General features: G+C 52.5%; 19 protein-coding genes, 1 tRNA gene and 1 pseudogene. 17 read left to right on the top strand and 4 right to left on the bottom strand.

Going from position 1 to position 21,622, the window contains the following annotated elements:
- The first annotated feature begins 33 nt into the window (after positions 1-33).
- Entirely contained in the window at positions 34-363 is a 330-nt protein-coding gene (locus NSQ46_RS09185) for a carboxymuconolactone decarboxylase family protein (protein WP_028405201.1), read from the top strand.
- A 130-nt stretch (positions 364-493) separates the two neighbouring features.
- Here the strand turns inward: NSQ46_RS09185 and NSQ46_RS09190 are convergent, their stop codons facing one another.
- Positions 494-910, bottom strand: a complete 417-nt coding sequence (locus NSQ46_RS09190) for a hypothetical protein (protein ID WP_028405202.1) — start codon at positions 908-910, stop codon at positions 494-496.
- A gap of 181 nt (positions 911-1,091) precedes the next feature.
- Between NSQ46_RS09190 and NSQ46_RS09195 the strand changes: the two genes are divergently transcribed.
- Together NSQ46_RS09195 and NSQ46_RS09200 are read left to right on the top strand one after the other, a co-directional pair.
- Positions 1,092-1,175: transfer RNA gene (locus NSQ46_RS09195), tRNA-Leu, on the top strand.
- Positions 1,176-1,515: 340 nt separating this feature from the next.
- Complete coding sequence (locus NSQ46_RS09200; protein ID WP_342576664.1) at positions 1,516-2,703, top strand: SGNH/GDSL hydrolase family protein; 1,188 nt, start codon at positions 1,516-1,518, stop codon at positions 2,701-2,703.
- Positions 2,704-2,924: 221 nt separating this feature from the next.
- Here NSQ46_RS09200 and NSQ46_RS09205 read toward each other — a convergent pair whose 3' ends face one another.
- Positions 2,925-3,650, bottom strand: a complete 726-nt coding sequence (locus NSQ46_RS09205) for a type II toxin-antitoxin system prevent-host-death family antitoxin (RefSeq protein ID WP_342576665.1) — start codon at positions 3,648-3,650, stop codon at positions 2,925-2,927.
- 346 nt (positions 3,651-3,996) lie between these two features.
- Here NSQ46_RS09205 and NSQ46_RS09210 point away from each other — a divergent pair, with 346 nt between their 5' ends.
- The 4 genes from NSQ46_RS09210 to NSQ46_RS09225 all read left to right on the top strand — a co-directional run bounded on the left by NSQ46_RS09210 (position 3,997) and on the right by NSQ46_RS09225 (position 7,085).
- On the top strand, positions 3,997-4,569 hold the full coding sequence (locus NSQ46_RS09210; RefSeq protein ID WP_342576666.1) for an RNA polymerase sigma factor: 573 nt from the start codon (positions 3,997-3,999) through the stop codon (positions 4,567-4,569).
- Positions 4,538-5,545, top strand: coding sequence for a DUF4367 domain-containing protein (locus NSQ46_RS09215; RefSeq protein WP_342576667.1), 1,008 nt, complete (start codon positions 4,538-4,540; stop codon positions 5,543-5,545). The genes NSQ46_RS09210 and NSQ46_RS09215 overlap by 32 nt, the downstream gene beginning before the upstream one ends.
- Positions 5,546-5,656: 111 nt before the next feature.
- On the top strand, positions 5,657-6,448 hold the full coding sequence (locus tag NSQ46_RS09220; RefSeq protein WP_341032733.1) for a hypothetical protein: 792 nt from the start codon (positions 5,657-5,659) through the stop codon (positions 6,446-6,448).
- A gap of 148 nt (positions 6,449-6,596) precedes the next feature.
- The gene (locus NSQ46_RS09225) at positions 6,597-7,085 is read left to right on the top strand and encodes a hypothetical protein (RefSeq protein ID WP_342576668.1); all 489 of its coding nucleotides are present in this window, start codon (positions 6,597-6,599) and stop codon (positions 7,083-7,085) included.
- A gap of 336 nt (positions 7,086-7,421) precedes the next feature.
- On the opposite strand, the gene NSQ46_RS09230 is transcribed toward NSQ46_RS09225, so the two are convergent.
- Positions 7,422-7,928: a DinB family protein gene (locus NSQ46_RS09230; RefSeq protein ID WP_034273939.1), complete on the bottom strand. Its 507-nt coding sequence runs from the start codon at positions 7,926-7,928 to the stop codon at positions 7,422-7,424.
- A gap of 403 nt (positions 7,929-8,331) precedes the next feature.
- Positions 8,332-9,195, bottom strand: a complete 864-nt coding sequence (locus tag NSQ46_RS09235; protein WP_028406322.1) for an AraC family transcriptional regulator — start codon at positions 9,193-9,195, stop codon at positions 8,332-8,334.
- A 209-nt stretch (positions 9,196-9,404) separates the two neighbouring features.
- On the opposite strand from NSQ46_RS09235, the gene NSQ46_RS09240 reads away from it, so the two are divergent.
- The 10 genes and pseudogenes from NSQ46_RS09240 to NSQ46_RS09285 all read left to right on the top strand — a co-directional run bounded on the left by NSQ46_RS09240 (position 9,405) and on the right by NSQ46_RS09285 (position 21,612).
- The gene (locus NSQ46_RS09240; protein WP_342576669.1) at positions 9,405-11,105 is read left to right on the top strand and encodes an ABC transporter substrate-binding protein; all 1,701 of its coding nucleotides are present in this window, start codon (positions 9,405-9,407) and stop codon (positions 11,103-11,105) included.
- A gap of 107 nt (positions 11,106-11,212) precedes the next feature.
- Positions 11,213-12,739, top strand: a complete 1,527-nt coding sequence (locus tag NSQ46_RS09245; RefSeq protein WP_342576670.1) for a glycoside hydrolase family 43 protein — start codon at positions 11,213-11,215, stop codon at positions 12,737-12,739.
- 268 nt (positions 12,740-13,007) lie between these two features.
- Positions 13,008-14,192 carry a GntR family transcriptional regulator gene (locus NSQ46_RS09250; RefSeq protein WP_213614627.1) on the top strand — a complete coding sequence of 395 codons (1,185 nt, stop codon included), beginning with the start codon at positions 13,008-13,010 and terminating at the stop codon, positions 14,190-14,192.
- Between the two features lie 621 nt (positions 14,193-14,813).
- Positions 14,814-16,106, top strand: coding sequence for an ABC transporter substrate-binding protein (locus tag NSQ46_RS09255; RefSeq protein WP_342576671.1), 1,293 nt, complete (start codon positions 14,814-14,816; stop codon positions 16,104-16,106).
- A gap of 27 nt (positions 16,107-16,133) precedes the next feature.
- Complete coding sequence (locus tag NSQ46_RS09260; RefSeq protein ID WP_028406317.1) at positions 16,134-17,021, top strand: sugar ABC transporter permease; 888 nt, start codon at positions 16,134-16,136, stop codon at positions 17,019-17,021.
- Between the two features lie 28 nt (positions 17,022-17,049).
- Complete coding sequence (locus tag NSQ46_RS09265; RefSeq protein WP_342576672.1) at positions 17,050-17,982, top strand: carbohydrate ABC transporter permease; 933 nt, start codon at positions 17,050-17,052, stop codon at positions 17,980-17,982.
- Positions 17,983-18,000: 18 nt separating this feature from the next.
- Positions 18,001-19,068 (top strand): glycoside hydrolase family 76 protein, encoded by a 1,068-nt coding sequence (locus tag NSQ46_RS09270; protein ID WP_342576673.1) that lies wholly within the window; start codon positions 18,001-18,003, stop codon positions 19,066-19,068.
- A 98-nt stretch (positions 19,069-19,166) separates the two neighbouring features.
- Entirely contained in the window at positions 19,167-20,171 is a 1,005-nt protein-coding gene (locus NSQ46_RS09275; RefSeq protein WP_342576674.1) for a glycoside hydrolase family 76 protein, read from the top strand.
- Between the two features lie 27 nt (positions 20,172-20,198).
- A pseudogene (locus tag NSQ46_RS09280) lies at positions 20,199-20,318 on the top strand (carbohydrate ABC transporter permease); the annotation flags it as partial.
- 25 nt (positions 20,319-20,343) lie between these two features.
- Entirely contained in the window at positions 20,344-21,612 is a 1,269-nt protein-coding gene (locus tag NSQ46_RS09285) for a glycoside hydrolase family 125 protein (RefSeq protein ID WP_341342255.1), read from the top strand.
- Positions 21,613-21,622 lie beyond the last annotated feature (10 nt).

Here is a 21,622-nt window from a genome sequence, read left to right on the forward strand (position 1 = left end):
GCATGATTATTCAGAAAAGGTGTGATTAGACGCTTGGACATGATCAATGACAAAGTAACAGCTTACAAGAATGAAATTCTCAATCTGAAGCAGAGCATGCCGGAGATGGCAGAGGCTTATCATCATTTCACGGGCGTGTGCTTCCGTGAGGGAGAGCTGGACGAGAAGACGAAGCAGCTGATTGCTCTTGGCATCGGTTTGTTCGCGAACAATGAGCTGTGCACGTTCTATCATATGGAGGAAGCTCGCTCGAAGGGGGCTACGGAGGCTGAAATTATGGAGGCCGTAGCGGTCGCTTCGGCTGCAAGCGCAGGACATGCCCTGTCGCAGGGTCTGACCCGGGTACAGCACCATCTGCAATAGCCTCTAAGGAAACAACCGTCGGTTCCGAATGGATTTCGGGGCAGACGGTTGTTGTTATGTTGTGGACACCGATGGGACCCGATTCATTAAGATCAAGCAAGGTCATCCGTGTAGTCCAGTGGTAATCCGCTCAGCGGACTGGGGCGGCCTCAGCGGGAGTTAGGACGCCTTCTTCCGCCTCCGAGGTGGGCAGATTGAGGTAGGCCCGCATGCGGTCCATCATCTCCTCGCGAAAGGAGGGCCATAGAATGTTGATCGATCCAATGTAGCCCCTGCACGCATAGCGCGCCTCGATTCCTTCCTTGCCCTGACCGATGTCGAACACCTTGATCGCCCGCTTCGCGAATTCCTGCTTCACTTCACGGAGAAGCACGGCCGCCCGCTTCGCTCCGTTGCCGACCACCTCCACATACAATTGCGGGGTCTTGAAGACACCGCTCTCCTGAATGATTCGGCAATCCCGCTCAAACACCTTATGAATGAACATCAGAAGCAGGTAGCTCTTAATCAACGCCCGCTCCTCTGAGGTAACAGCCGGTATGGCCATTAACTTCACCGCCTTTATATAGAAATTGGATATATTATACGAACTTATGTTCTTATTTTAACCGAACATCCATGGTTTAATCAAGTTTAAAAAAAGTGTTGACTCCCTATTATTACCGTGATATTATATATCTTGTCGCCGCTGATAAGAGCTTGTCTCCGAATAGCGAAGAACATGATACGCGGTCGTGGCGGAATTGGCAGACGCGCACGGTTCAGGTCCGTGTGGGCTAACCCCCGTGGAGGTTCGAGTCCTCTCGACCGCATACCTTATTTACCATGAAGAAGCTCTTGAATTTCCCTTGTGGGAGTTCAAGAGCTTTTTTGTGTTGCTTCCCAAAAAAGCCTTAAACTGGTTGCTGGGTTCCAGGAGGCGCCGGGCAAGCTGTTAGCATCATGATGCGTAAAAAAATGAACACAATTCCACCGGATTGATCTACAATGAGCATTAGGCCGGATAACAGGACAACTGGCGGCCATGAGCATCGGCCGATTATCAGCAGTCGATGCCGGTGGGGAACGAGGCCGACGATAGATTAAGCAAGAAGCGGAACTGCAAACGATTCCCGCAGATTCCCAAGATCATAAAGCTGAGGGTGAGACATTGTGAGAGGAAGATATGCATCATTAACGGTAGTATCAACGGCAACCAATTTTATTATGGAGCAAGGGGATGGAAGTACACGTACATATCGAACCTATATGAAACCGAGAGAGTCCGGGCAGCTGGAGCTGAGATTTTGGCATAGCAACTCGGTCGATTCTACTTGGGATGTTGGCTCGGTCGCAAAAGGGAGCATGCCGGGGGGAGCGTGGCGCATTGAAGCGGCTTATGCTGCCGATGGCGGCACGGGCCGGGATGGACAGCTTGTACCAGGAACCAGCGTGCAGATTACATTTGACGGGAAGCCCGGTAAGGAGGTGGCTCCCGGCGAAACGTTTTGGAGCGATCCGGTACAGCTCGAACTGCCCGATGGACATGATCTGGCGTTCACGTGGACCATTACGACGCGCTCTCCTGGGAAAACGGTGCCGTACAATACGGAGGGACTGCTCGTATCAGCTTATGAGGCTGAGGGGAACCTGGCGGATGACGAGCGTGGAACAGGATTCATGCCGGCAGAGAACCGTTTGGTTATGCCTGCATTTATAGGGTATGCCCAACCGGTCAAGCAGCGGATGATCTTCCTGGGCGATTCTATTACCCAAGGTGTAAGAACGGCTAAAGACGGCTACGAATACTGGGTGTCCCGTATCGCGGAAGGTCTCTCGCCGGAATACAGCGTATGGAATATCGGTTCCGGTTGGGCGAGGGCCTATGACGCTTCGGCAGACGGCCCGTGGCTAGCGAAGGCAGCGGAAGGGGATATTGTTGCGATCGCGCTCGGCGTCAACGATATCGATATCGGAGCGAGAAGCTCCGGGGAACTGCTGGATGATTTGTCCGCGATCGTAAGGCGGTTAAAGCAGAGGGAGGACGGGACGAAAGCGCGGATCATCCTCTTCACTGTAGCTCCGTTCAACTTTACCGGAGACAGGGAAGAGGTATGGCGTACCGTCAATGAAGTGATTCGCACCCGTCCTCCGGAAGGCGTGGACGCCGTGTTCGATATTGCGGAAATCCTGTCCTGCCCGGCTCCGGAGGAGCATCGGATCGAGCCGAAGTATATGAGCTCTTCCGATGATCCGCATCCGAACGGGCTTGCGGGTGCGGTGGTTGCCGAAGCTTTCCTGAAATGGTTTGAGGCGCAGCCGAAAGACCAAAACGCCCTCATGCAAGATTTATCCAAGTAATCAGCAGGAGGTAATGCCTGATTCCGAAAGTTAGTTAACCGAGCAGTTAACTGATCTTAAGGGGAAGCCGGTCCCTTTTGTACAGATCTGCGAATATGGCGGCAATAACCGGCGTTTTCGCTTACCGCCTCAGCACCAATCTTTTATCGCAGTGTAGCGGCGGTTTCATAAGCTAGGAAGCAGGTGGCCGAAGGGGCCCCTGCTTTTTTTATATGCAAGGCTCACGCAAATAAATCTTGCGTTGAAACCTTTAAGCCCTGGTAAAGTGCGGATTCCACAAACGGATCATGGGCCCCCGCGTAATAGCTCACATCCGCGATCTCTCCGTCTAACAAGGAATACACCGTGGCTAGAGCTTTCATTGGATCGACGATCCAATACTCCTTCACGCCGCATTGCCGATAGAGATCAAGCTTCGGGATCATATCCTTGCTTCGCGTGGACGGGGAGAGCACCTCGATGACGAGGTCGGGTGTACCCATATATTTTCCCTTCTCATCGATTTGGTCTTTGTCGCAAATGACGACCAGATCCGGCTGCACGACACAGATGTTTGTCTTCTCCTTCTCTAACGTAATATCGAATGGAGAAGTCAGGGGAGTGCAGGGTTTTCCTTTAAACCAGTTGTAAAAGGTGCCGTGCAGTTCATTGACCGCGTGTTGGTGTTTGTACGAAGGGGAGGCCAGGTTATAGACGATCCCGTCGATCAGCTCGTAGCGCTGTTCCGAGCCTTCGGTCAGCTCCAGAAACTCCTCGTAGGTGACTCTGTCGTTGTCAGCCGTATACCTCGCAGCTCCCTCCCTTAGTACAAGCTCATTTGCGTCGGTATAGGTTGTTAATTTGGCAACATCTCTGCCGTTCTTCGTCACGATGATTTCCTCGCCCGCCTCGGCAAACTTTAGATATTTTCCGAAATGGTTTTGCATATCGGTGGAAGGCACTCGCATACATTTCACCTCGAATTAGCTAATTTATTGATATATTAGCTAATTCTGAGATGGGAATCAACGAAGATAGCTAATTTGTTGACGAAATCCATATTCCGAACTAAATTGGAAGAAGAAGGATTTCGGTTTTGGGCCAAAGCATAGTTACATCAAAGGATGAAGAAGGGGCGGCCATGCGTTAGGAGGGCCGTCTCTTTTTTTGCGCGGTTAAGCGGTCATCGCGTTTGTCCGCATGGCTTCCCTATGGGGCGTCTATTGGAAGCATCGTACATGAAATAACGAAAGCGGGAAAAAGTGTCCCTTTTGCTGCCGCTGAAGTGTTTTATAGTAGGAAGGAGGCGGCTTCATGGAGTCTGCGGAAAAATACGTAATGGAAGTCCAAGCGGGCGAAATTCAAAAGTATGTACATATCGTGGAAGCATTCCAGGCTCCGCTGTACCGGTACTGCACCCGGATGTTGGGGAACCGGCAGGAGGCGGAGGATGCAGTGCAGGACATTTTGATCAGAGCGTTTGAAAAAATAGAAGGGTACGAGCCGACCGGCAGCTTTTCATCCTGGTTATACAGAATCGCGCATTACCATTGTCTGAATTTACTCCGTAAGCGTAGCGTTCAGCGTAAGTTCCAGCGTTGGTTCCGGCAGGATACGATAACCGAAAGCGCAGAGCAAACGATGACCGGACGCTTATTCGGGGAACCGCTGGCTTCCGCCATCACCTCGTTAAATGCGGAGGAGCGCAGCTTGCTGATCTTGCGAGCGCTTGAAGAGAAGTCTTTTGCCGAGATAGGAGAAATTTCGGGGAAGAGTGAGGGAGCGGTCAAGAAAAAATACGGCCGGTTGAAGCTGAAGCTGCAGAAGCTGATGGAGCAGAAGGGAGGAGCAGGTTATGCGCAAGGCCAAAGCTACACTTCAAGATGAAACGATCAAGGGGCTTCTCATTCGGGGGGAGCCGGACCCCATCGATGTACGCCTAAACGTGATGGAACGGGTTCAGGAGATTCATGAGCGGCGCAGCGGCAAACACAAGGTTCGGCACCGGACTGGAGCTGTCGTTACAATTACCTGTCTTATTCTTGTGCTGACCTCCTTAACCGGCTACGCGGCTTCCCGGTATGTGCAAATTTTGAACTCCAAAGGGGAAGTGGTCGTTCAAACGAAGGAAATTCGAGAAGATAAGTATACGCCGCATGCCAAGACATATATGGAAATGCGGTCTGCGTACAAAGAGCATGTCCTGGAGCAGCTCAAACCAGGAGAGCTGGCGGCTTATTATGTCCATGACGAAACGCTGAATGCTTACGATACAGGCAATAGGGTTCAGACCGTATATCAACCGATTGTGTACAAAACTTATGCGGAATTGAAGAAGCAGCTTGAAATCACGGCCGGGCCGCTGCTTCCTGAGCCCCGATATTTGCCTAAAGGATACAGCTTTGCGGCAGGGAAGTTATTTCCGAGTATTACGGAAGGGGAGGCCAGTCTTGATCATCTGAAAAAGCTGGAGCCGGAATTTATCCGGATGGCGGAATCCTCCCTCAGCGACACCAAATTGTTCATCAAAATGTTGGCTTGGAATAAAGCGGGCAGTGCGAATGTCAGCTATACCAACGGGGAGGATACGATCTATATCACCGCCTTCGTACGAAAAAAACAACCCTCCTCGGTCGTATTCAGGAATCACAAGGGCGTATCCGTCGAGAAGGTGACGGAAGGCGGGCAAGAGATGGTATATATGGAGGCGTCGACGGCTGCATCGGTAGATGAAGTTTTCTATAAACATAAATTGGAGTGGCTGGATGAGGAGAATGAGGTCATTTATAGCGTTTTCGACAATCAGGGCAGCACTCTGTCCAAGTCCGAATTCATCCGGACCGCAGCAAGCATGGTCGAATAACATTATTCCAAAGTGTCCCTTTTCAGGCGGTAAAGGTGTTATACAAGTAAGGGTTTTGCAAATATCCCGAAATAAACCATGTGCCTGTTTGGGCCGAAAGGAGATTTACCCATGAATCTGACGAAAAAAACGATTATTGTCGCCGCAAGCTTCCTGCTTGCGCTGAGCTCGGCGAGCGGTTATACGGCGGGTGCTGCCGCCGCACCGCAGAAAGCATCCAAAGCCCAGCCCGCTTCGAGTAAGGAGCGTCTCGAGCAGCAAAAAAAAGAAGCGTTGGCCATACACTCTAAAGCGAAGAAGCCGGGCGAGTTAACCGTTATGTATGATGGGACTGACAATACGCTTTCATTTAGCTTTTACTCCATAACCAGCACGGATTACGATGATTATTTGAAGCTGGTGTCTAAATACAAAGCCCCGGCTTTACAGCAGCCGGAATGGCTTCCGGAAGGGTATGCTTTTCAATCCGGCGATATCGTCCCTCCATACTACGATTCTTATAGCGAACCGTATCAAGATTTGCTAAAGGAACTCAAGGCTGAGGCGAAAGGGAAGAAATATTACGCGAAAAAAGTAAAATGGAGCGAAGCAGGGGGAGCGGCGCTTTTATTCTCGAAAGATTCAGATGTTATCCGCATCAGTGCCAAAAAAGTATACCCGTTCATTACCGAAATTACACGGGTGCCGGGGAAAGGCGAGAAGTTTGAAAGGCTGAGCATAGAAGGGGTCGATGCTCTATACGCTACAAACTCGAACGCTCTTTATTCCACGAAGTTAACATGGGAGGACACGGAAAAAGGGCTGGAATACGAGATTTCTACCTATAAGACAAGTCCTCTGACGAAAGAAGCGCTCGTATCGATTGCGGAGAGCATCCTATCGAGTAAATCTCAGAATCCATAAATCTGATCCAAGAGTCTGCCTTCCGGGCAGGCTCTTGTCAGCTTCTTCGAAGGGATTACCCAAACTATAACAAATATCTGTTTTTTATATTCCATTTGAAAACAAAACCACCTCTTATTACGTCAGTGTGATTAGGAGGTGTTTAATCTTGAAAAAGTTCGCTATGATCTTCCTGTTGTTTATACTCGGTTGTCAGTCTGTTGAATCCGAACGATCCCTGGCTGATAAGGCAGAGACCATTCCTTCATCTACGGCAGAAGCAGAGCAGTATCCGGTTGCGGTTGATGTTTTTGTTCCGGAGCAAGTGGGGGTTAACGAGTCTTTTACGATGGATGCGGAAATTAAAAATACAGCGGATGAAATGCTTGAAATTACTACTGGAGATCCAGTGTTTTACTATATCATTCGAGACAGTACGGGGAAGTCCATAAATACGATAACTAGAACGGATGTCGGAATTGTACGGACTATAGATATGAAAGAGGTAATAGTAGAGAAGCATACTTATCGGTTTAACAATCCGGGCGTATACGAGATCTCGGCAGCCACTGAAATTAGACTTCATCATGGAGACGGCAGCAGTAAGGTATACGAATTGGAAACTGAGCGGAAGAAGATTCATGTGATTGAGAATTGAGCTTCGATAGAGCGTTTTGCGCTCGACCGGAGGAACAGCTGCAACTCGTAACAGCGGCAATCCTGCGCTTATTATTCCAGTATCCAGCTAATAGCTTTTATAAAAAAGCTGTTGGTTTTCTTTTGTGTGATTCGCAGTTTTGCAGTAAATAGCAGTACAGAAGCAAGTGATAATACACCGAAAGTCTTAACTTTTCCCCACCGGAATATTCCATGCCCCCTGCAGCAGCAACAAGGAGGGTTGCCTCAAGGCAGCCCTCCTTGTTTCCAGCGTTAATATAGCAATCCGTTTAAAACAGCGAAGCAGTGAGCACTGCTCCTGCCACAGCGACAAAACTTAAGACTGCCCTCTTGCCGCTTTCATCGCTGCGGTCTCTTCCTCATTCGGTCCATACACGCCCGGCGCTGCCAGTCCGGCTTGACGCATCAGGATCGTGAGCTGGCCGCGATGGTGGATCTGGTGACGCACCATTTTGTCCAATATGCCGGCATTGGTGGTGTCGATGAAGCCAAACAGCTTAACAGGCTCCTGCAGCTTGTCCTCCTGACCCTCCCATTTCGTGCGGAATTCCGCAATGGACGATTCGTTGGTACGGCGGTAAGCTTGGGCGATGGCCGCCGCGGAGCTTCCCTCGGCTGCCGGGATCTCCTGCTCCAGCCCGATTTGATTAAAGAATACGCTGATGCTCTGGGTGATATGCCATGCGATTTCGCCGAGCGTTCGCGGCTGTGCCTCTGACACCGCCTGGCTCAATGAGTCGTCTGTCAGCTTGTCCAGCACCTGCAGAGTAAGATCAGCTTCCTGTTTCCAATCGTTCAGAAATTGTTCGATGGTTGCATACATGATACATCTCTCCCTTTTATTCATGATCAATTTAAGCAGTGCTTTCAATTCTTATAGCTTTTCCAAAAAAATACTACATCTATATTGTACTGCAGTTCGCCGTTTATTCAATTCTTCCCTGCAGGGATTATGGCAGAACTCCTGAATGATTCATTTAGTGTATATTCTCAGTATGACCCAACTTGGACCTGCATAAGCCGAATCTTAGTTTAACCAGCTGTGCGTATGGCAGCAAAAACAGAAGCTAGAGCAGGAAGGAACATGCTCCGGCTTCTTTGTCATCAATCGTTACAGTACCCCTGGATAATCGGTTTGGTAACAGGGCCCATGCCATTGTCCAGGAAGAATTCCGCATGCGGCGGGTGGATATAGACGGTGTTCTGCCAGGCGATGCTCATAGCACTTATCTCCTCTTTCGATATACTTTTGGCGATAGGCCAATTACCTTTGTGAACTGACGAGTAAAATAATTGCTGTCATTAAATCCGCTCTGATAAGACACTTCCGAAATGGGAAGGTTGGTCGACTTCAACAGCCGGCACGCATGCTCCAAGCGAAGCTGCAGGAGATAGGCGGAAGGGGTCGTTTTGTAATAGGATTGGAAAATCCGGTTCAAATGCCTGACGGAAATATTCGATTTGGCCGCAATTTCTTCGCGTGAAATTGGCTGCAAATAGTTATCCTCCATAAAGGAAATGGCCTTGGCCAAATGCATCAGATGATGTTGGACCCCTTGACGCTCCTGGTTCTCATACTGCCTGGACAATTGGACGACGAGCTCCATAAAACGCGAACGCAGGATGGTCTGGTAGCCCTGCTGCTTGTTCGTGTATTCCTCAATCATGAAGTCAACGACGGATGCTACGTATTCCAGGCTTGAGATTGATAGGCTCATCTTGCTCAAGGCGTGGTTGATATTGCGGTAATACGGTTCCAGAACGAACAGCGCCTGATACCCGTTCGATCTTTTGAAGTCAGGACCGGCCGATTCCAGCATCTCGGGTTTATACATGATGTTGCAGATACGAAACTCATGGGGGTCTTTATATCCATGGGAGGTTTCGCCGTTAATGACAAATACGTCCCCTTTCTTGATGAACGATTCCTCGGAGTTGACGATATGGGTGGCATTGCCGTGTAAAACGATCACAAGCTCGGAGAAATCAACATGCTGATGCACATACATATCCTCTTCATGCTTGCCGTACTGAATAAAAAACTTAAACTCCTCATCGTCTGTAAACCAATTCAGGGGAACGCTTCGCATTTGATTTCCCTCCCTCCCACTCAGGTCTTGCATTTTATGATGTCCTTATCATGCTATTTTTGGACTCTAAAATCAAGGATTGAGGACATTGCTATCACTATAATAGATTTCGTGAAGTGAAGCTCTGAACGGTTCATACCTAGAAAGACTTGAGAAGCGGGAGCCGAGTATGACCTGATCGCTAAGATATTTGGAATGGGGGTAAATCCATGAAACACAAGAAGAGACTGTCACTATTTCTTGTAATGATCATGCTTGCCGCATTTAGTCTAGCTGCATGCAGCAGCGGTAATGAAGGCAATGGCGCAACGTCCGCGAGCAGCGGGGAAGGCAGCGAAGGAGATGTTTTGGAACCGATTACAATCACTTATTTCAGCGCGGATTCGAATGCCAACTGGGCCAATATGCAGGATGCCGTCGGCAAGAAGCTGACGGAGAAGACCGGTGTCACGATCCAGGCCGAATTCGCGGTCGACGGCTCCAATCAGAAGCTGCCGTTGATGGTAGCGAGCGGTGAATATCCGGATCTCGTTTTCGCTAAAGGCGATGCGAATCTGTTTGTTGATTCGGGCGCTTTTATCGACCTTACGGATTTGATCGAGGAACATGCACCGAACCTGAGAAAGCTCTATGGGGATTACATGAACCGTTTGAAGTGGAACAATGAGGATGAGTCGATTTATGTCCTTCCGACACTGAATGCCGTGGATCATCAGCAGCTGGATGCCGGAGGAAACTTTCATATTCAGCATGAAGTGCTGAAAGAGCTCGGTTATCCGGAAATTAAGACCGTAAAGGATTTTGAGAAGGCGTTGGAGGATTATTATGAGAAACACCCGACGATCGACGGTCAACCGACGATTCCGCTCACACTCAATGCAGACGGCTGGCGGTTCATGATCTCCGTCACGGATGCAGCCGTCATTGCTACGGGGTTGTCTGGGGATGGGGAGTATTATATTGATCCGGAAACGTATGAGGCGAAGTTGCACTACAGACGCCCGGAGGATAAGGAGTATTTCCGCTGGCTGAATCATCTCAACGCCACGGGCCTGCTGGATAAAGAAACGTTCGTTCAGAAGACGGACCAATACGAAGCGAAAATCGCCTCGGGCCGCGTCCTTGGCGTCATTGACGCCGATTGGGGATTTGGAAACCCGACGAATGCGCTGAGAACGGCCGGCAAAGAGAATCGCACCTATGCAAGATTCCCGATCCAATTGGATGAGACGACCAAGGATGCTTCGTTCCAGGATGCAGGTTATGCGGCTGGCTGGGGCGTAGGGATCACAACATCCGCGAAGGATCCGGTGCGAATCATCAAGTTCCTCGATTATCTGGCTTCCGAGGAAGGGCAAGTTTTGATGAACTGGGGGATTGAAGGAGAGCACTACCAAGTTGTGGATGGCAAGCGCGTGATCCCGGAAGACGTGCAGGACCGTAAAGTTAACGATAATGCCAACTTTACCAAAGAGAGTGGAATTGGATTATACAACAGTTTGTTCCCGCGTTACGGCGACGGCGTGATGGATTCGACCGGCAATTATTATACGACCAATTTCCCGGAACAAATTAAGGCCAACTATACGCCATCCGCCAAAGAAACGCTGAAAGCCTATGGTGCGGAAATGTGGAAGGATCTCTGGCCGAAATCGGAGGAATTTCCGCAGAAGCCGTGGGGAGCGGCATATCTCATTTCCCCGCCGGTTGACTCCAATATTACGATCACCTACAAGCGGGTTGAAGAGATTGTTCGCAAACGGATCCCGGAGATCATCCTTGCGGACCCGTCCCAGTTCGATACGCTTTACGATCAGTTCATCCAAGATTTGAACAACGCCGGGGCGGAAAAAATGGAGCGGGAATATTCGGAGCTGGTCCGTGACCGGGTGAAGCTGTGGAATAACTGATCCGTTTGATATACAGGGGCAGGCCATTCGCTGCCTCTTTTTTATGCCGAGTGATTTGGCAATTGTGTCTAGACATAAATATGGCATGCAGAGGAGTGTTTTCTTTCGTGAAATTCAACAACCCGATTATACCCGGCTTTTATCCTGATCCGAGCATCTGCCGCGTTGGCGAAGATTATTACTTGGTCACGAGCACATTTGGATATTTTCCAGGCGTTCCTGTTTTTCATAGCAGGGATCTGGTAAACTGGCATCAAATCGGGCATTGCCTGACATCGGCAGAGCAGCTGCCGCTTGCGAATGCTTCGACTTCCGGAGGCATTTATGCGCCGACCCTTCGTTACCATGAGGGCTGGTTTTACATGACAACCACCAATGTTAACGGAGTCGGCAATTTTATAGTCACAAGCAAGGACCCAGCCGGTCCGTGGTCTGATCCGGTCCCCGTCGCCCAGCAGGGCATAGACCCTTCGCTTTTGTTTGACGACGATGGCCGCGTGTATTTTCAGACAGCCTGTTTAGGCGACGAGGGAGAGGGAATCTACCAATGTGAAATTGACATTTCAAGCGGCAGGAAATTAACGGAGACCCGCTTAATCTGGAGAGGAACGGGGGGAGCCAGCCCGGAAGCCCCGCACTTATATAAAATAAATGGCCTGTATTACTTAATGATTGCCGAGGGCGGAACCGAGTATGGTCATATGGTTACGATTTCGCGCAGCCATCATCCTTACGGACCGTTTGAGCCATGTCCCCGTAATCCCATCCTGTCCCATCGAAGCCGGAGAAGCAGCATACACGCGACCGGACACGCGGATTTGGTACAGGCTCAGGATGGCACGTGGTGGGCCGTTTTCTTGGGGATCAGGCCTGTTTCATACCCGATGCGCCATCATCTTGGCAGGGAGGTTTTCTTGGCTCCTGTAACCTGGGCGGACGACGGCTGGCCGAGCATCGGCATCGAGGGGCGGGTTGAAGAGACGATGGAACGTCCGCAATTGCCGGAATGCCGGTGGCCAGGAAAGCCGATCCGGGATGATTTTGATAGTAATGCGCTGGGCCTGGACTGGATCTTCTTGCGCAATCCTAAACAAGGAAGCTGGTCGCTGCGCGAGCGTCCGGGCTCTCTGGTGCTTCGGGGCAACGCATCCTCTTTAAACGATGCAGGCTCCCCGGCGTTTGTCGGGCGACGGCTAAGCCATTTTTCCAGCCATATCTCTGCCGAACTGGACTTTGAGCCTGCGTACGAGGGGGAGGAAGCAGGATTAACGGTGTTTATGAACGAAAGGTATCATTACGATCTTGCTGTAAAGTTGATTAACGGGGAGAAATCCGTCGTCTTCAGACGAACAGTAGGCTCGCTCCGTTCAGAGCAGACCCGGCGATGCTCAGAGGGACCTGTCGTATTCAGGATTGACGCAAAGCCCGAGATCTTCAGTTTCTCCATTGAGCAGAACGCGTCCGATGTCATCGATATGGGATCAGGCGAGAGCCATTTGCTTTCGACAGAAGTTGCCGGCGGCTTTACAGGCGTCATTATTGCGATGTATGCACACGGTGAGAATGGAACCACGCCTGCGGCGTTTGACTGGTTCGATTATGAAGTTGCTGATAACCATGCCAGCGGAGTGTGATGAAGTTAAGGCTCGACCAGAGTGAGCATAAGCGCCACAGCTCGGGGGCTTCAGCAGGGAATTAACGAGAGGGTCTGTGACAAGGTTCAGCCAAGTCACGGCCCTCTTTTTTTCACACGATGTTCCTGGAAGATTGACTCCTTGTCGCCCCGTTTTCACTAACATGGGAGATACGGCTGGCTGCTCGCAACGATTCGACAACGATAATATATCATGATATATTATAACATATATCAATTTCTTTTGGAGGAAACACGGGAGGATTGTCATGAATGAAACGACCTCGTCCAAACCGATGTACGAGAAGATATTCGATGATGTGAAGCACCAAATTATGTCCAATAGCTATAGACCCGGGGACCGGATTCCTTCGGAGAAGGAGCTGGCTGAAGCGTACAATGTGAGCCGGATTACCAGCAAAAAGGCGATGGAGCTGCTGGCAGCCGAAGGGATGATTGTGCGGAAGCCGGGGCGCGGCTCGTTTGTCGCCGATCCGGAGACAGGCATGCAGGAGGCGGCAGCGCCCGGGCGGCAGGACGGAAGCCGGGGAGTAAACGGGCATGGCCAGGAGCAGGCCGTGAAGCTGATCGGCGTTGTGCTGACCGATTTTGCCGGCAGCTACGGCACCCGGCTGATCTACGGGATGGAGGATGCCGCGCGCGAACGGGATTGCTTTCTGGTGCTGCGGCGGACATTCGGCGTTCAGGAGAACGAGGAGGACACGATCCGCAAGCTGCTGCAGCTTGGGGTGGACGGACTGATCGTGTTTCCCGCGCAAGGGGAGTTCTTTAATGCCGAGATCCTTAAGCTGGTGATCGAGCGATTCCCGCTTGTCCTGATCGACCGTGAGATCAAGGGAGTGGCCGCGGCGTCGATCAGCACCGACAACACGAAGGCGGCAACGGAGGCGGCGGAGCATCTGTTCGATCTGGGGCATACCCATATTGCCCTATTGTCCCCGCCTCCGGTGGATACGTCTGCGGTGGAGGATCGGATTGAGGGCTTCGTCCAAGCCCATGCCGGCCGCGGCGTGGCCGCAGACCGGAGCTTGTGGATTTGCGATCTGACCTCCACGCTGCCCAACTCGTTCAACGACGAGAACATCGAGCGGGATATCGGGAGAATTATGAAGCATCTGCAGGAGCAGCCGGCGATTACGGCTATTTTTGCCATCGAATACTATATCGCTCTGCTGGCGAAAGAAGCGGTAACCCGCCTTGGACTCAGCATCCCGGAAGATATTTCGATTATTTGCTTTGACAGCCCGCAATTCCGCATCGGAGAAGGGTATGCCTTCACGCATATGCGACAAAGCGAGGAGGAGATGGGCAAGCTGGCCGTAGAAAACGTGCTGGCGATCATGGAGCAGGAAACGGTCGCGAACAAAATCAAGCTTCCTGCACAGCTCATCCCCGGGGAATCCACCGGTCCTGCCCGCGATCAGGGCAAGTAGCAAGTTATCTAGCGATTGCTCTAGAGGGTCGGACACATGGTGCGCGGCATACAAGTATCCTCATAACGGAAGTTAAAAGGGGGGCTTCGATTGTTGAAGTCACCCCTTTTCAATCCTAATCTTATGTGATGCACGTTATTCCATATTTCATGTGATAGATCCTTAATTCAAGAATTATGGCCAGCATTATAAATAATTCCGATTCCGCATTTCTTAAGCCCCCAGACTTAAACTTGTTTAGTGTCTCGCTTAATTAAAACTTCTACAGATCCCCCTTTCCGTCAAACATTCGCTCATTTGGTAGCCTTCCTTTAACACATACCAATTATATAACATGATATAAATATGCCTATGATGTTCAGACTGGTTTGCAGCCAGGCTTATTTTCTTTCTGTGTCTATGTTTCTGTTAGCAAGATCCATTGAAAGTCCCCTGTGCCATTTTTGCAGAAGCAGCAAAATTACATAAACGGATGTAATAACATACTCACCATATTCATTTTTATACCAGGGAAATCTCATTTTTCTTTATTGACATAATGATATGCTGTTAATATACTATATTTACTGAAAGCGCTTTATAATTATCTTTATGAACTTAAATCAAAAGGGAGGTTTATGTATGAGAAAGTGGCTGATCATGATGCTGACGATAGTGATGTTCGGAGGGCTGCTCGCCGGTTGTGGAGGAAGCGGGGGGAGCAGCAGCGGGGACAACGGGGGCGACGGTAAGAGCGGCGGTAAGGTTCAATTGACCTTTTGGGGCGATTGGGGCGGAGAGGGACAGAAGCAGTTTGAGACGATGGTGGATGCGTTCAACAAGTCGCAGGATAAAATTGAGGTCAAATATATGCTGCAGCAGGATATGGTCACCAAGTTTCTGACGGCTGCAACGAGCGGCGGCGCGCCGGACATTCTGTTCTGGGACCGCTGGAGAACATCGCTGTACGCCCCGAAGAACGTGCTGCGGCCCATTGACGAGTACATGACCAGGGATGGTTTGAACCCGGATGATTTTTACGAGGAATCGTTAAAGGAGCTCACGCATGATGGCAAGCTCTACGGCCTGCCGTTAACGGTTGATGCACGCGCGCTGTTTTACAACAAGAAGATGTTTGCGGACGTGGGATTACAGCCGCCGACAACATGGGACGAATTGGAACAGGCGGCCAAGACGCTGACGAAATGGAATGGCAGCAAGCTGGAGGTCGCCGGCTTCTCGATGGGCGATCCGGGACTGTTTAACATGTATCTGCAGCAGGCCGGCGGCCAGATGCTGACCGAGGACGGGAAGACGAATTTCAACAACGAGCAGGGCAAGCAGGTATTGGAGTTTTGGCAGCGCTTGCTGAACGAGGACAAAGTGTACAAAATCGGCTTTGAAGAGGGGCTTGGCGAAGGCAACGACGCATTTGTTACCGGCAAAGTGGCGATGCTGTACACTGGACCTTGGATGATGAGCACCTATAACAAATACGGCAAGGACCTTGATTACGGCATCGTGCCGCCGCCGAGCGGGCCAAACGGGGATCGGGGCAGCGTGATGGGCGGCTTCGGCCTGGTGATCCCGCAAGGCTCCAAGCATCCGGATGAAGCGTGGGAGTTCATCAAATGGTGGACGGCGAACAAGGACAATGCGCTGCTGTGGGCCAAGACCAGTCTGAATATGCCTGGCTTCAAGCCGGCGCTTGCGGATCCGTTCTTTACGGAGGACCCGCTGTGGAAGCCGTTTGCGGAGACGCTGGAGTTTGCCAAGACACGTCCGACGCATCCGGGCTACTCCGTGATGGAGGAGAATGCCGTGATCCCGAATCTGGAGCTGTTCATGCAAAACAAGCAAAGCCTCGAGGATACGCTGAAAAAAGCCCAGGAGCAAGGCGACAAGCTGCTGGCGGACAATGCGTCCGTGGAATAAAACGGGCCGATGAAAGGGGAGGAAACTATGGCATCCGTCAATAAGCTGGGGCGGCATCAAGCCCGAATGGCCTATCTGTTCATTACGCCAACGATGCTGCTGTTCGCCGTGTTTATGGTCATTCCCGTCGTGATGGCCCTTTATCTCAGCTTTACCAACTATGACGTGCTTAGCAGTCACGATTGGGTGGGGCTGGACAATTATCGGCGGCTGGCGGGCGATACGCTGTTGTGGCAGACGTTTCTGAACGTCATGTACTACGCGGTGGTGTTTGTGCCGCTGAATCTGATGATTTCCCTGCTGCTGGCGATGCTGCTTAACAAAAGAAAAGCCGGGGTCAAGCTGTTTCGCACATTTTATTACTTGCCAACCCTGACCTCGGCCGTTGCCGCCGCGACCGTATGGATCTGGATGCTGCACCCGGAATATGGCCTGATCAACGGGCTTCTGGGGTACTTCGGCATGACGGGACCAGCCTGGGTATCGCAGACGGAAACGGCCATGCTGTCGATCATCGTCATGACGCTATGGCAATCGGTCGGCTCCAATATGATCATTTATTTGGCCGGCCTGCAGGGCGTGCCGGATTATCTGTACGAGTCGGCCCGCCTGGACGGCGCGTCGCGGTTCGCCTGCTTCCGCTACATCACCTGGCCGCAGCTGCGCCCGACCACGTTTCTCGTCAGCGTCATGGCGATCATCGGTGCGCTGCAGCTGTTTGACCAGGCCTTCGTCCTGACGCAGGGCGGTCCGGCCAACGTGACCAAGACGCCGGTCTACCTGATCTATCAGCAGGGCTTCAACCAATTGCAGATGGGCTATGCTTCGGCGCAGGCATTTGTGCTGGCGATGGCGATCCTCGTGTTTTCTATCATCAGCATGAGATTGACCAAAGCGGAGGAGCCGATCGTATGAGCCGGCAGCGGAAGGGAGGTCGAAAGCGATGATTGCGGAACATGTTCCTCAATCGAACGGGCGTCCCCGGCCGAGAACCGAAAGGCTGGGAGCGCCGGCGAGAAAGAGAGGGCTGAACTTTATTTTTTACCTGATCAGCAGCGTGATTGCCGTGATGATGTTTTTGCCTTTTTACTGGAGCGTGCTTACCTCCTTTAAACCGGATAACGAGATGTTCAGCATGCCGATCAAATGGATAACGACCAATATCACGTTCGAGCATTACTACAATGCGTTTACAACGGTCCCGTTCGGCCTGTATTTCTGGAATTCCTTTGTGCTTGCGACAGCCGGGGTGCTGCTCAACCTGTTCTTCGGCTCGCTGAGCGGCTATGCGTTTGCCAAACTGGATTTCAAGATGAACCAGCCGTTCTTCCGGATATTGCTGGTGTCCATGATGGTTCCAGGAATTGTGACGATGATTCCAAGCGTGTACGTGCTGCGGCATATTCCGTTTGTCGGCGGGAACGACCTGTTTGGCAGCGGGGGGCACGGACTGATGAACTCGTTTTGGGGCATTATTTTGCCGGGAGCCTCGGGGACGTTTGCGGTGTTCTTCATGCGCCAGTTCTTCCTGACGCTGCCGAAGGACATGATGGAGATGGCCCGGATCGAAGGCTGCGGCGAATTCAAAATATTTTGGCGAATTTATTTGCCGCTGACGAAGCCGGCACTGGCTACGCTGGGTATCTTCACCTTTCAGGCAGGATGGAACAGCTTCCTGTGGCCGATGATCGTGCTGAACGACCCGGCCAAGGCGACGATTCAGATGGGATTGCAGGCGTTCTCTTACAATTATCAGACGGATTATGGACCGATGATGGCGGGGGCGCTGGTGGCGATTTTGCCGATCCTGGTTCTGTTCCTGATGCTGCAGCGGTATTTTATCCAGGGCATTGCATTTAGCGGAATCAAGGGTTAGGAGATAGGAGAGATCAAGATGAATGCAGCGATGACAGAGGTATGGCAAGAGCGGGCGGACCGGGTTCAGCGGGCGCTCGATAAGCGGTTCTGGAACGAGTCGATCCGTATGTACAACATTGAGACGCCGTGCGAGGGCGGGAAGTGCAATGATATTTTTCATTATTGGTGGATGGCCCATGCGGTTGATGTGCTGGTTGACGGACTCGTGCGCACCGGGGATCAGCGATATGCGAAGCGGCTGCGGGATTTCCATGAAGGCATTCTGGCGCGGAACGGCGGCGTCTGGCCCAACGAGCTGTACGACGATATGGAATGGATGGCGCTTGCCTGGCTGCGGGCGTATCAAGCAACCGGCGAGCCGAAGTACAAATCAGCGGTACAGACGTTATGGGAGGACATCAAGACCGGCTGGAACGAGCAGATGGGCGGCGGGATCGCGTGGCAGAAATCGCAGCTGGATTATAAAAATACCCCGGCCAATGCCCCCGCGGCCATTCTGGCCATGCGGCTGCATAGGGAGTTCGGCAATCCGGATGATCTGGCATGGGGTAGGCGGATTTACGAATGGCAGGAAGCGAATCTCGTCGATCCGGAGACGGGACTCGTCTGGGATGGCATGAACCGGACCGGGAATGGAGCGATCGACAAGGATTGGAGATTCACCTATTGCCAGGGCGTGTTCATCGGGGCTGCAGTGGAGCTGTACCGGGAGAGCGGGCAGCCCGCCTATTTGGGGGCGGCCATGCGGACGTTCTGTGTAGTGCAAAGCGAATTCACCGCACCGGAGACCGGCCTTCTGCCCGATGAAGGCGGCGGGGATGCCGGGCTGTTCAAAGGCATCCTGATCCGTTATTTGGCAGAGCTGGCCCGATCCGCGCCGGAGGCGGGGGACGTTGCGGCGTTCATCGCGGCTCAGGCGGAGGCGGCCTGGCGGTCGCAGGATGATGCGGAGGAGCTGCCGCTCTTCGGCACCGATTGGGGGCGCAGGCCTGAGCCGGACGAGACGGTGCAGCTTAGCGCGCAGCTTAGCGGCGCGATGCTGCTGGAAGCGGCAGCGGAGCTAAAGCCCGGATTGCGGGGATAGGGAGAGGAGGGAACGGGATGGAAGCACAGCGAAGCGGGCGTTTGGCGGCCGGGCAGGCCGCCCTTTGGGCGGAGCGGGCGGCCCGGATGCATCAGGACATGTTCACCTCCTATATGAACGATGAGACCGGTATTCTCGATCAATGGTATCCCCGTTCGGAGAACCGGCCTGGCGACAACTTCTACTACTGGTGGCAGGCGCATGTCCTCGACGTCCTGGTGGACGCCTATGAGCGCAGCGGCGATCCGGCACTGCCGGAGCGGATTGGGCGGTTCTGCCGCAGTCTGGAAAGCTATAACGGCGGTACGTTCAAGCATAATTATTACGACGATATGGAATGGACGGCGCTTGCGTTGCTGCGGGCCTATGACGCATTGGGCGACCCGTGGTACAAGAAAAAATCACTGGAGCTGTGGGCGGACATCCAAACCGCGTGGAACGGGCATTGCGGCGGGGGAATGGCCTGGAAGAAAGACCAGCTCGATTACAAAAACACTCCGGCCAACGCCCCGGCCGCCATTTTGGCGGCAAGACTCTACCGGCGCTTCGGCGATGAAGCGGATCTGTCCTGGGCTAAGCGCATTTACGATTGGAACAAGGCTCATCTTGTCGATCCGGAGACAGGCTTTGTCTGGGACGGCCTCAACCGGCTGGGCGACGGCCGGATCGACAAGGACTGGAAATTCACCTACTGCCAGGGCGTGTTCATCGGTGCCGGGGTAGAGCTGTACCAGTGTACCGGCAGCGCGCAATATCTGGAGGACGCCCGGCGGACCGCGCAAGCTTGTTTTGACGAGCTTGCCGATCCGGACAGCGGCCTGCTGCCCGATGAAGGGATCGACGATACCGGGCTGTTCAAGGGCATCCTGATCCGCTATTTGCTGGAGCTGCTGCGGCTCGACCCGGAGGTTCCCCGCGTCCGCGGCATCATCGCGGCCAATGCGGAGCGCCTGTGGCGCGAAGGCATGCAGCCTTCGCCGCTGATGTGCGGGCCAGGCTGGGATAAGCCGCCGCGTCTGCCGGTGCAGCTCAGCGTCCAGCTTAGCGGACTGATGCTGCTGGAGGCAGCGGCTGCGCTGGAGGCGGGAAGTGATCAACCGTGAAAGGAGATGGCGGGATGATGAATGTGCTCCAATACGACCTTGAACTCGGCCAAAATCCTTGTGTCGATGATTCCGATTATGCTGATCTATCCGTTTCTGCAGCGGTATCTCATCCATGGCATCGTATTGGGGTCGGTAAAAGAATAATGGAAGTGAGCAGAGGAGAATGAGCATGACCAAACCCCTTAGTCAAACCGAGATTATCGCCCTGGTTGAACATACGATGGGGCATCGCCCGAAGATTGTAGACATGTTTAAACGCTGTTACGAAAATACGCTGGAAACGACGATCCGCCGTCATGAAGACGGCACCGTATTCATGTTGACCGGCGATATTCCGGCCATGTGGCTGCGCGACTCCGTCAATCAGCTGCGGCCGTATCTGATTCCGGCAGCCGGGGACGAGGGACTGCGGGAGATTATCGAAGGCGTGCTGAAAAGGCAGTTCGAGTGCATCCTGCGGGATCCCTATGCCAATGCATTTAATGAATTCGAGAACTTCCACGGCCACCATGACGATCTCACCGACATGTCCGGCTGGATCTGGGAGCGGAAATATGAGGTCGATTCGCTGTGCTATCCGATTCAATTGGCCTATTTATATTGGAAAAACACCGGAGAGACAAAGCATTTCACGGCAGCGTTCAAGCAGGCGGCCGAGCTGATTGTGCGCACGTGGCGGACGGAGCAGCGGCATGAGGAAATGTCTCCCTATACGTTTGAACGGCCGGGTGGCGGCCCTACGAATACGCTGCCAGGCAAAACCGCCTATACCGGCATGACCTGGTCGGGCTTCCGCCCAAGCGATGACGCGTGCGAGTACGGTTATCTGGTGCCGTCCAACATGTTTGCAGTCGTGGTGCTGGGGTATTTGCTGGAGGTAAACGAGCAGTTTTACCGGGACGAGGCGTTTGCGGAGGAGGTCCGTGCGCTGCGGGAGGACATCCGGCAGGGCATCGAGGAGCATGCCTTGATTGAGGATGCGGAGTTCGGTCAGGTCTACGCTTATGAGGTTGACGGACTTGGCGGGGTCAATCTGATGGACGATGCCAATGTGCCCAGCCTGCTGTCCCTGCCTTATCTCGATTATTGCGCCAAAGACGATCCCGTTTATGTGAATACGCGCAAGCTGATCCTCAGCCGCCGCAATCCTTATTATTACGAAGGGACTTATGCGAGAGGCATTGGCAGCCCGCATACGCCGAAGGACTACATCTGGCACATCGCCCTGTCCATTCAGGGCATCACGGCGACCGGGGAAGCGGAGAAGCTGGAGATTCTGGGCATGTTCGAGCGGACGGATGCCGATACGGGGCTCGTCCACGAGGGCTTCCATAAAGATAATCCGCAGCAATTTACGCGGGAGTGGTTCTCCTGGTCCAACGCCATGTTCGTTGAATTTGTGTTAAGCCTGTGCGGTTTGGAAATCAAAATGCGATAGTTTTGAAATA

The sequence above is a fragment of the Paenibacillus sp. FSL M8-0142 genome, assembly GCF_038597315.1.
GTDB classification, from domain to species: Bacteria; Bacillota; Bacilli; order Paenibacillales; family Paenibacillaceae; genus Paenibacillus_AQ; species Paenibacillus_AQ lactis.

Coding starts and splice junctions, on each gene's coding strand:
- NSQ46_RS09250 (WP_213614627.1), top strand. CDS start 13,008: ATGAATGAAACGACCTCGTCCAAACCGATGTACGAGAAGATATTCGAT.
- NSQ46_RS09265 (WP_342576672.1), top strand. CDS start 17,050: ATGATTGCGGAACATGTTCCTCAATCGAACGGGCGTCCCCGGCCGAGA.
- NSQ46_RS09255 (WP_342576671.1), top strand. CDS start 14,814: ATGAGAAAGTGGCTGATCATGATGCTGACGATAGTGATGTTCGGAGGG.
- NSQ46_RS09235 (WP_028406322.1), bottom strand. CDS start 9,195: ATGCGAAGCGTTCCCCTGAATTGGTTTACAGACGATGAGGAGTTTAAG.
- NSQ46_RS09240 (WP_342576669.1), top strand. CDS start 9,405: ATGAAACACAAGAAGAGACTGTCACTATTTCTTGTAATGATCATGCTT.
- NSQ46_RS09285 (WP_341342255.1), top strand. CDS start 20,344: ATGACCAAACCCCTTAGTCAAACCGAGATTATCGCCCTGGTTGAACAT.
- NSQ46_RS09260 (WP_028406317.1), top strand. CDS start 16,134: ATGGCATCCGTCAATAAGCTGGGGCGGCATCAAGCCCGAATGGCCTAT.
- NSQ46_RS09220 (WP_341032733.1), top strand. CDS start 5,657: ATGAATCTGACGAAAAAAACGATTATTGTCGCCGCAAGCTTCCTGCTT.
- NSQ46_RS09230 (WP_034273939.1), bottom strand. CDS start 7,928: ATGTATGCAACCATCGAACAATTTCTGAACGATTGGAAACAGGAAGCT.
- NSQ46_RS09190 (WP_028405202.1), bottom strand. CDS start 910: ATGGCCATACCGGCTGTTACCTCAGAGGAGCGGGCGTTGATTAAGAGC.
- NSQ46_RS09210 (WP_342576666.1), top strand. CDS start 3,997: ATGGAGTCTGCGGAAAAATACGTAATGGAAGTCCAAGCGGGCGAAATT.
- NSQ46_RS09215 (WP_342576667.1), top strand. CDS start 4,538: ATGCGCAAGGCCAAAGCTACACTTCAAGATGAAACGATCAAGGGGCTT.
- NSQ46_RS09205 (WP_342576665.1), bottom strand. CDS start 3,650: ATGCGAGTGCCTTCCACCGATATGCAAAACCATTTCGGAAAATATCTA.
- NSQ46_RS09275 (WP_342576674.1), top strand. CDS start 19,167: ATGTTCACCTCCTATATGAACGATGAGACCGGTATTCTCGATCAATGG.
- NSQ46_RS09270 (WP_342576673.1), top strand. CDS start 18,001: ATGAATGCAGCGATGACAGAGGTATGGCAAGAGCGGGCGGACCGGGTT.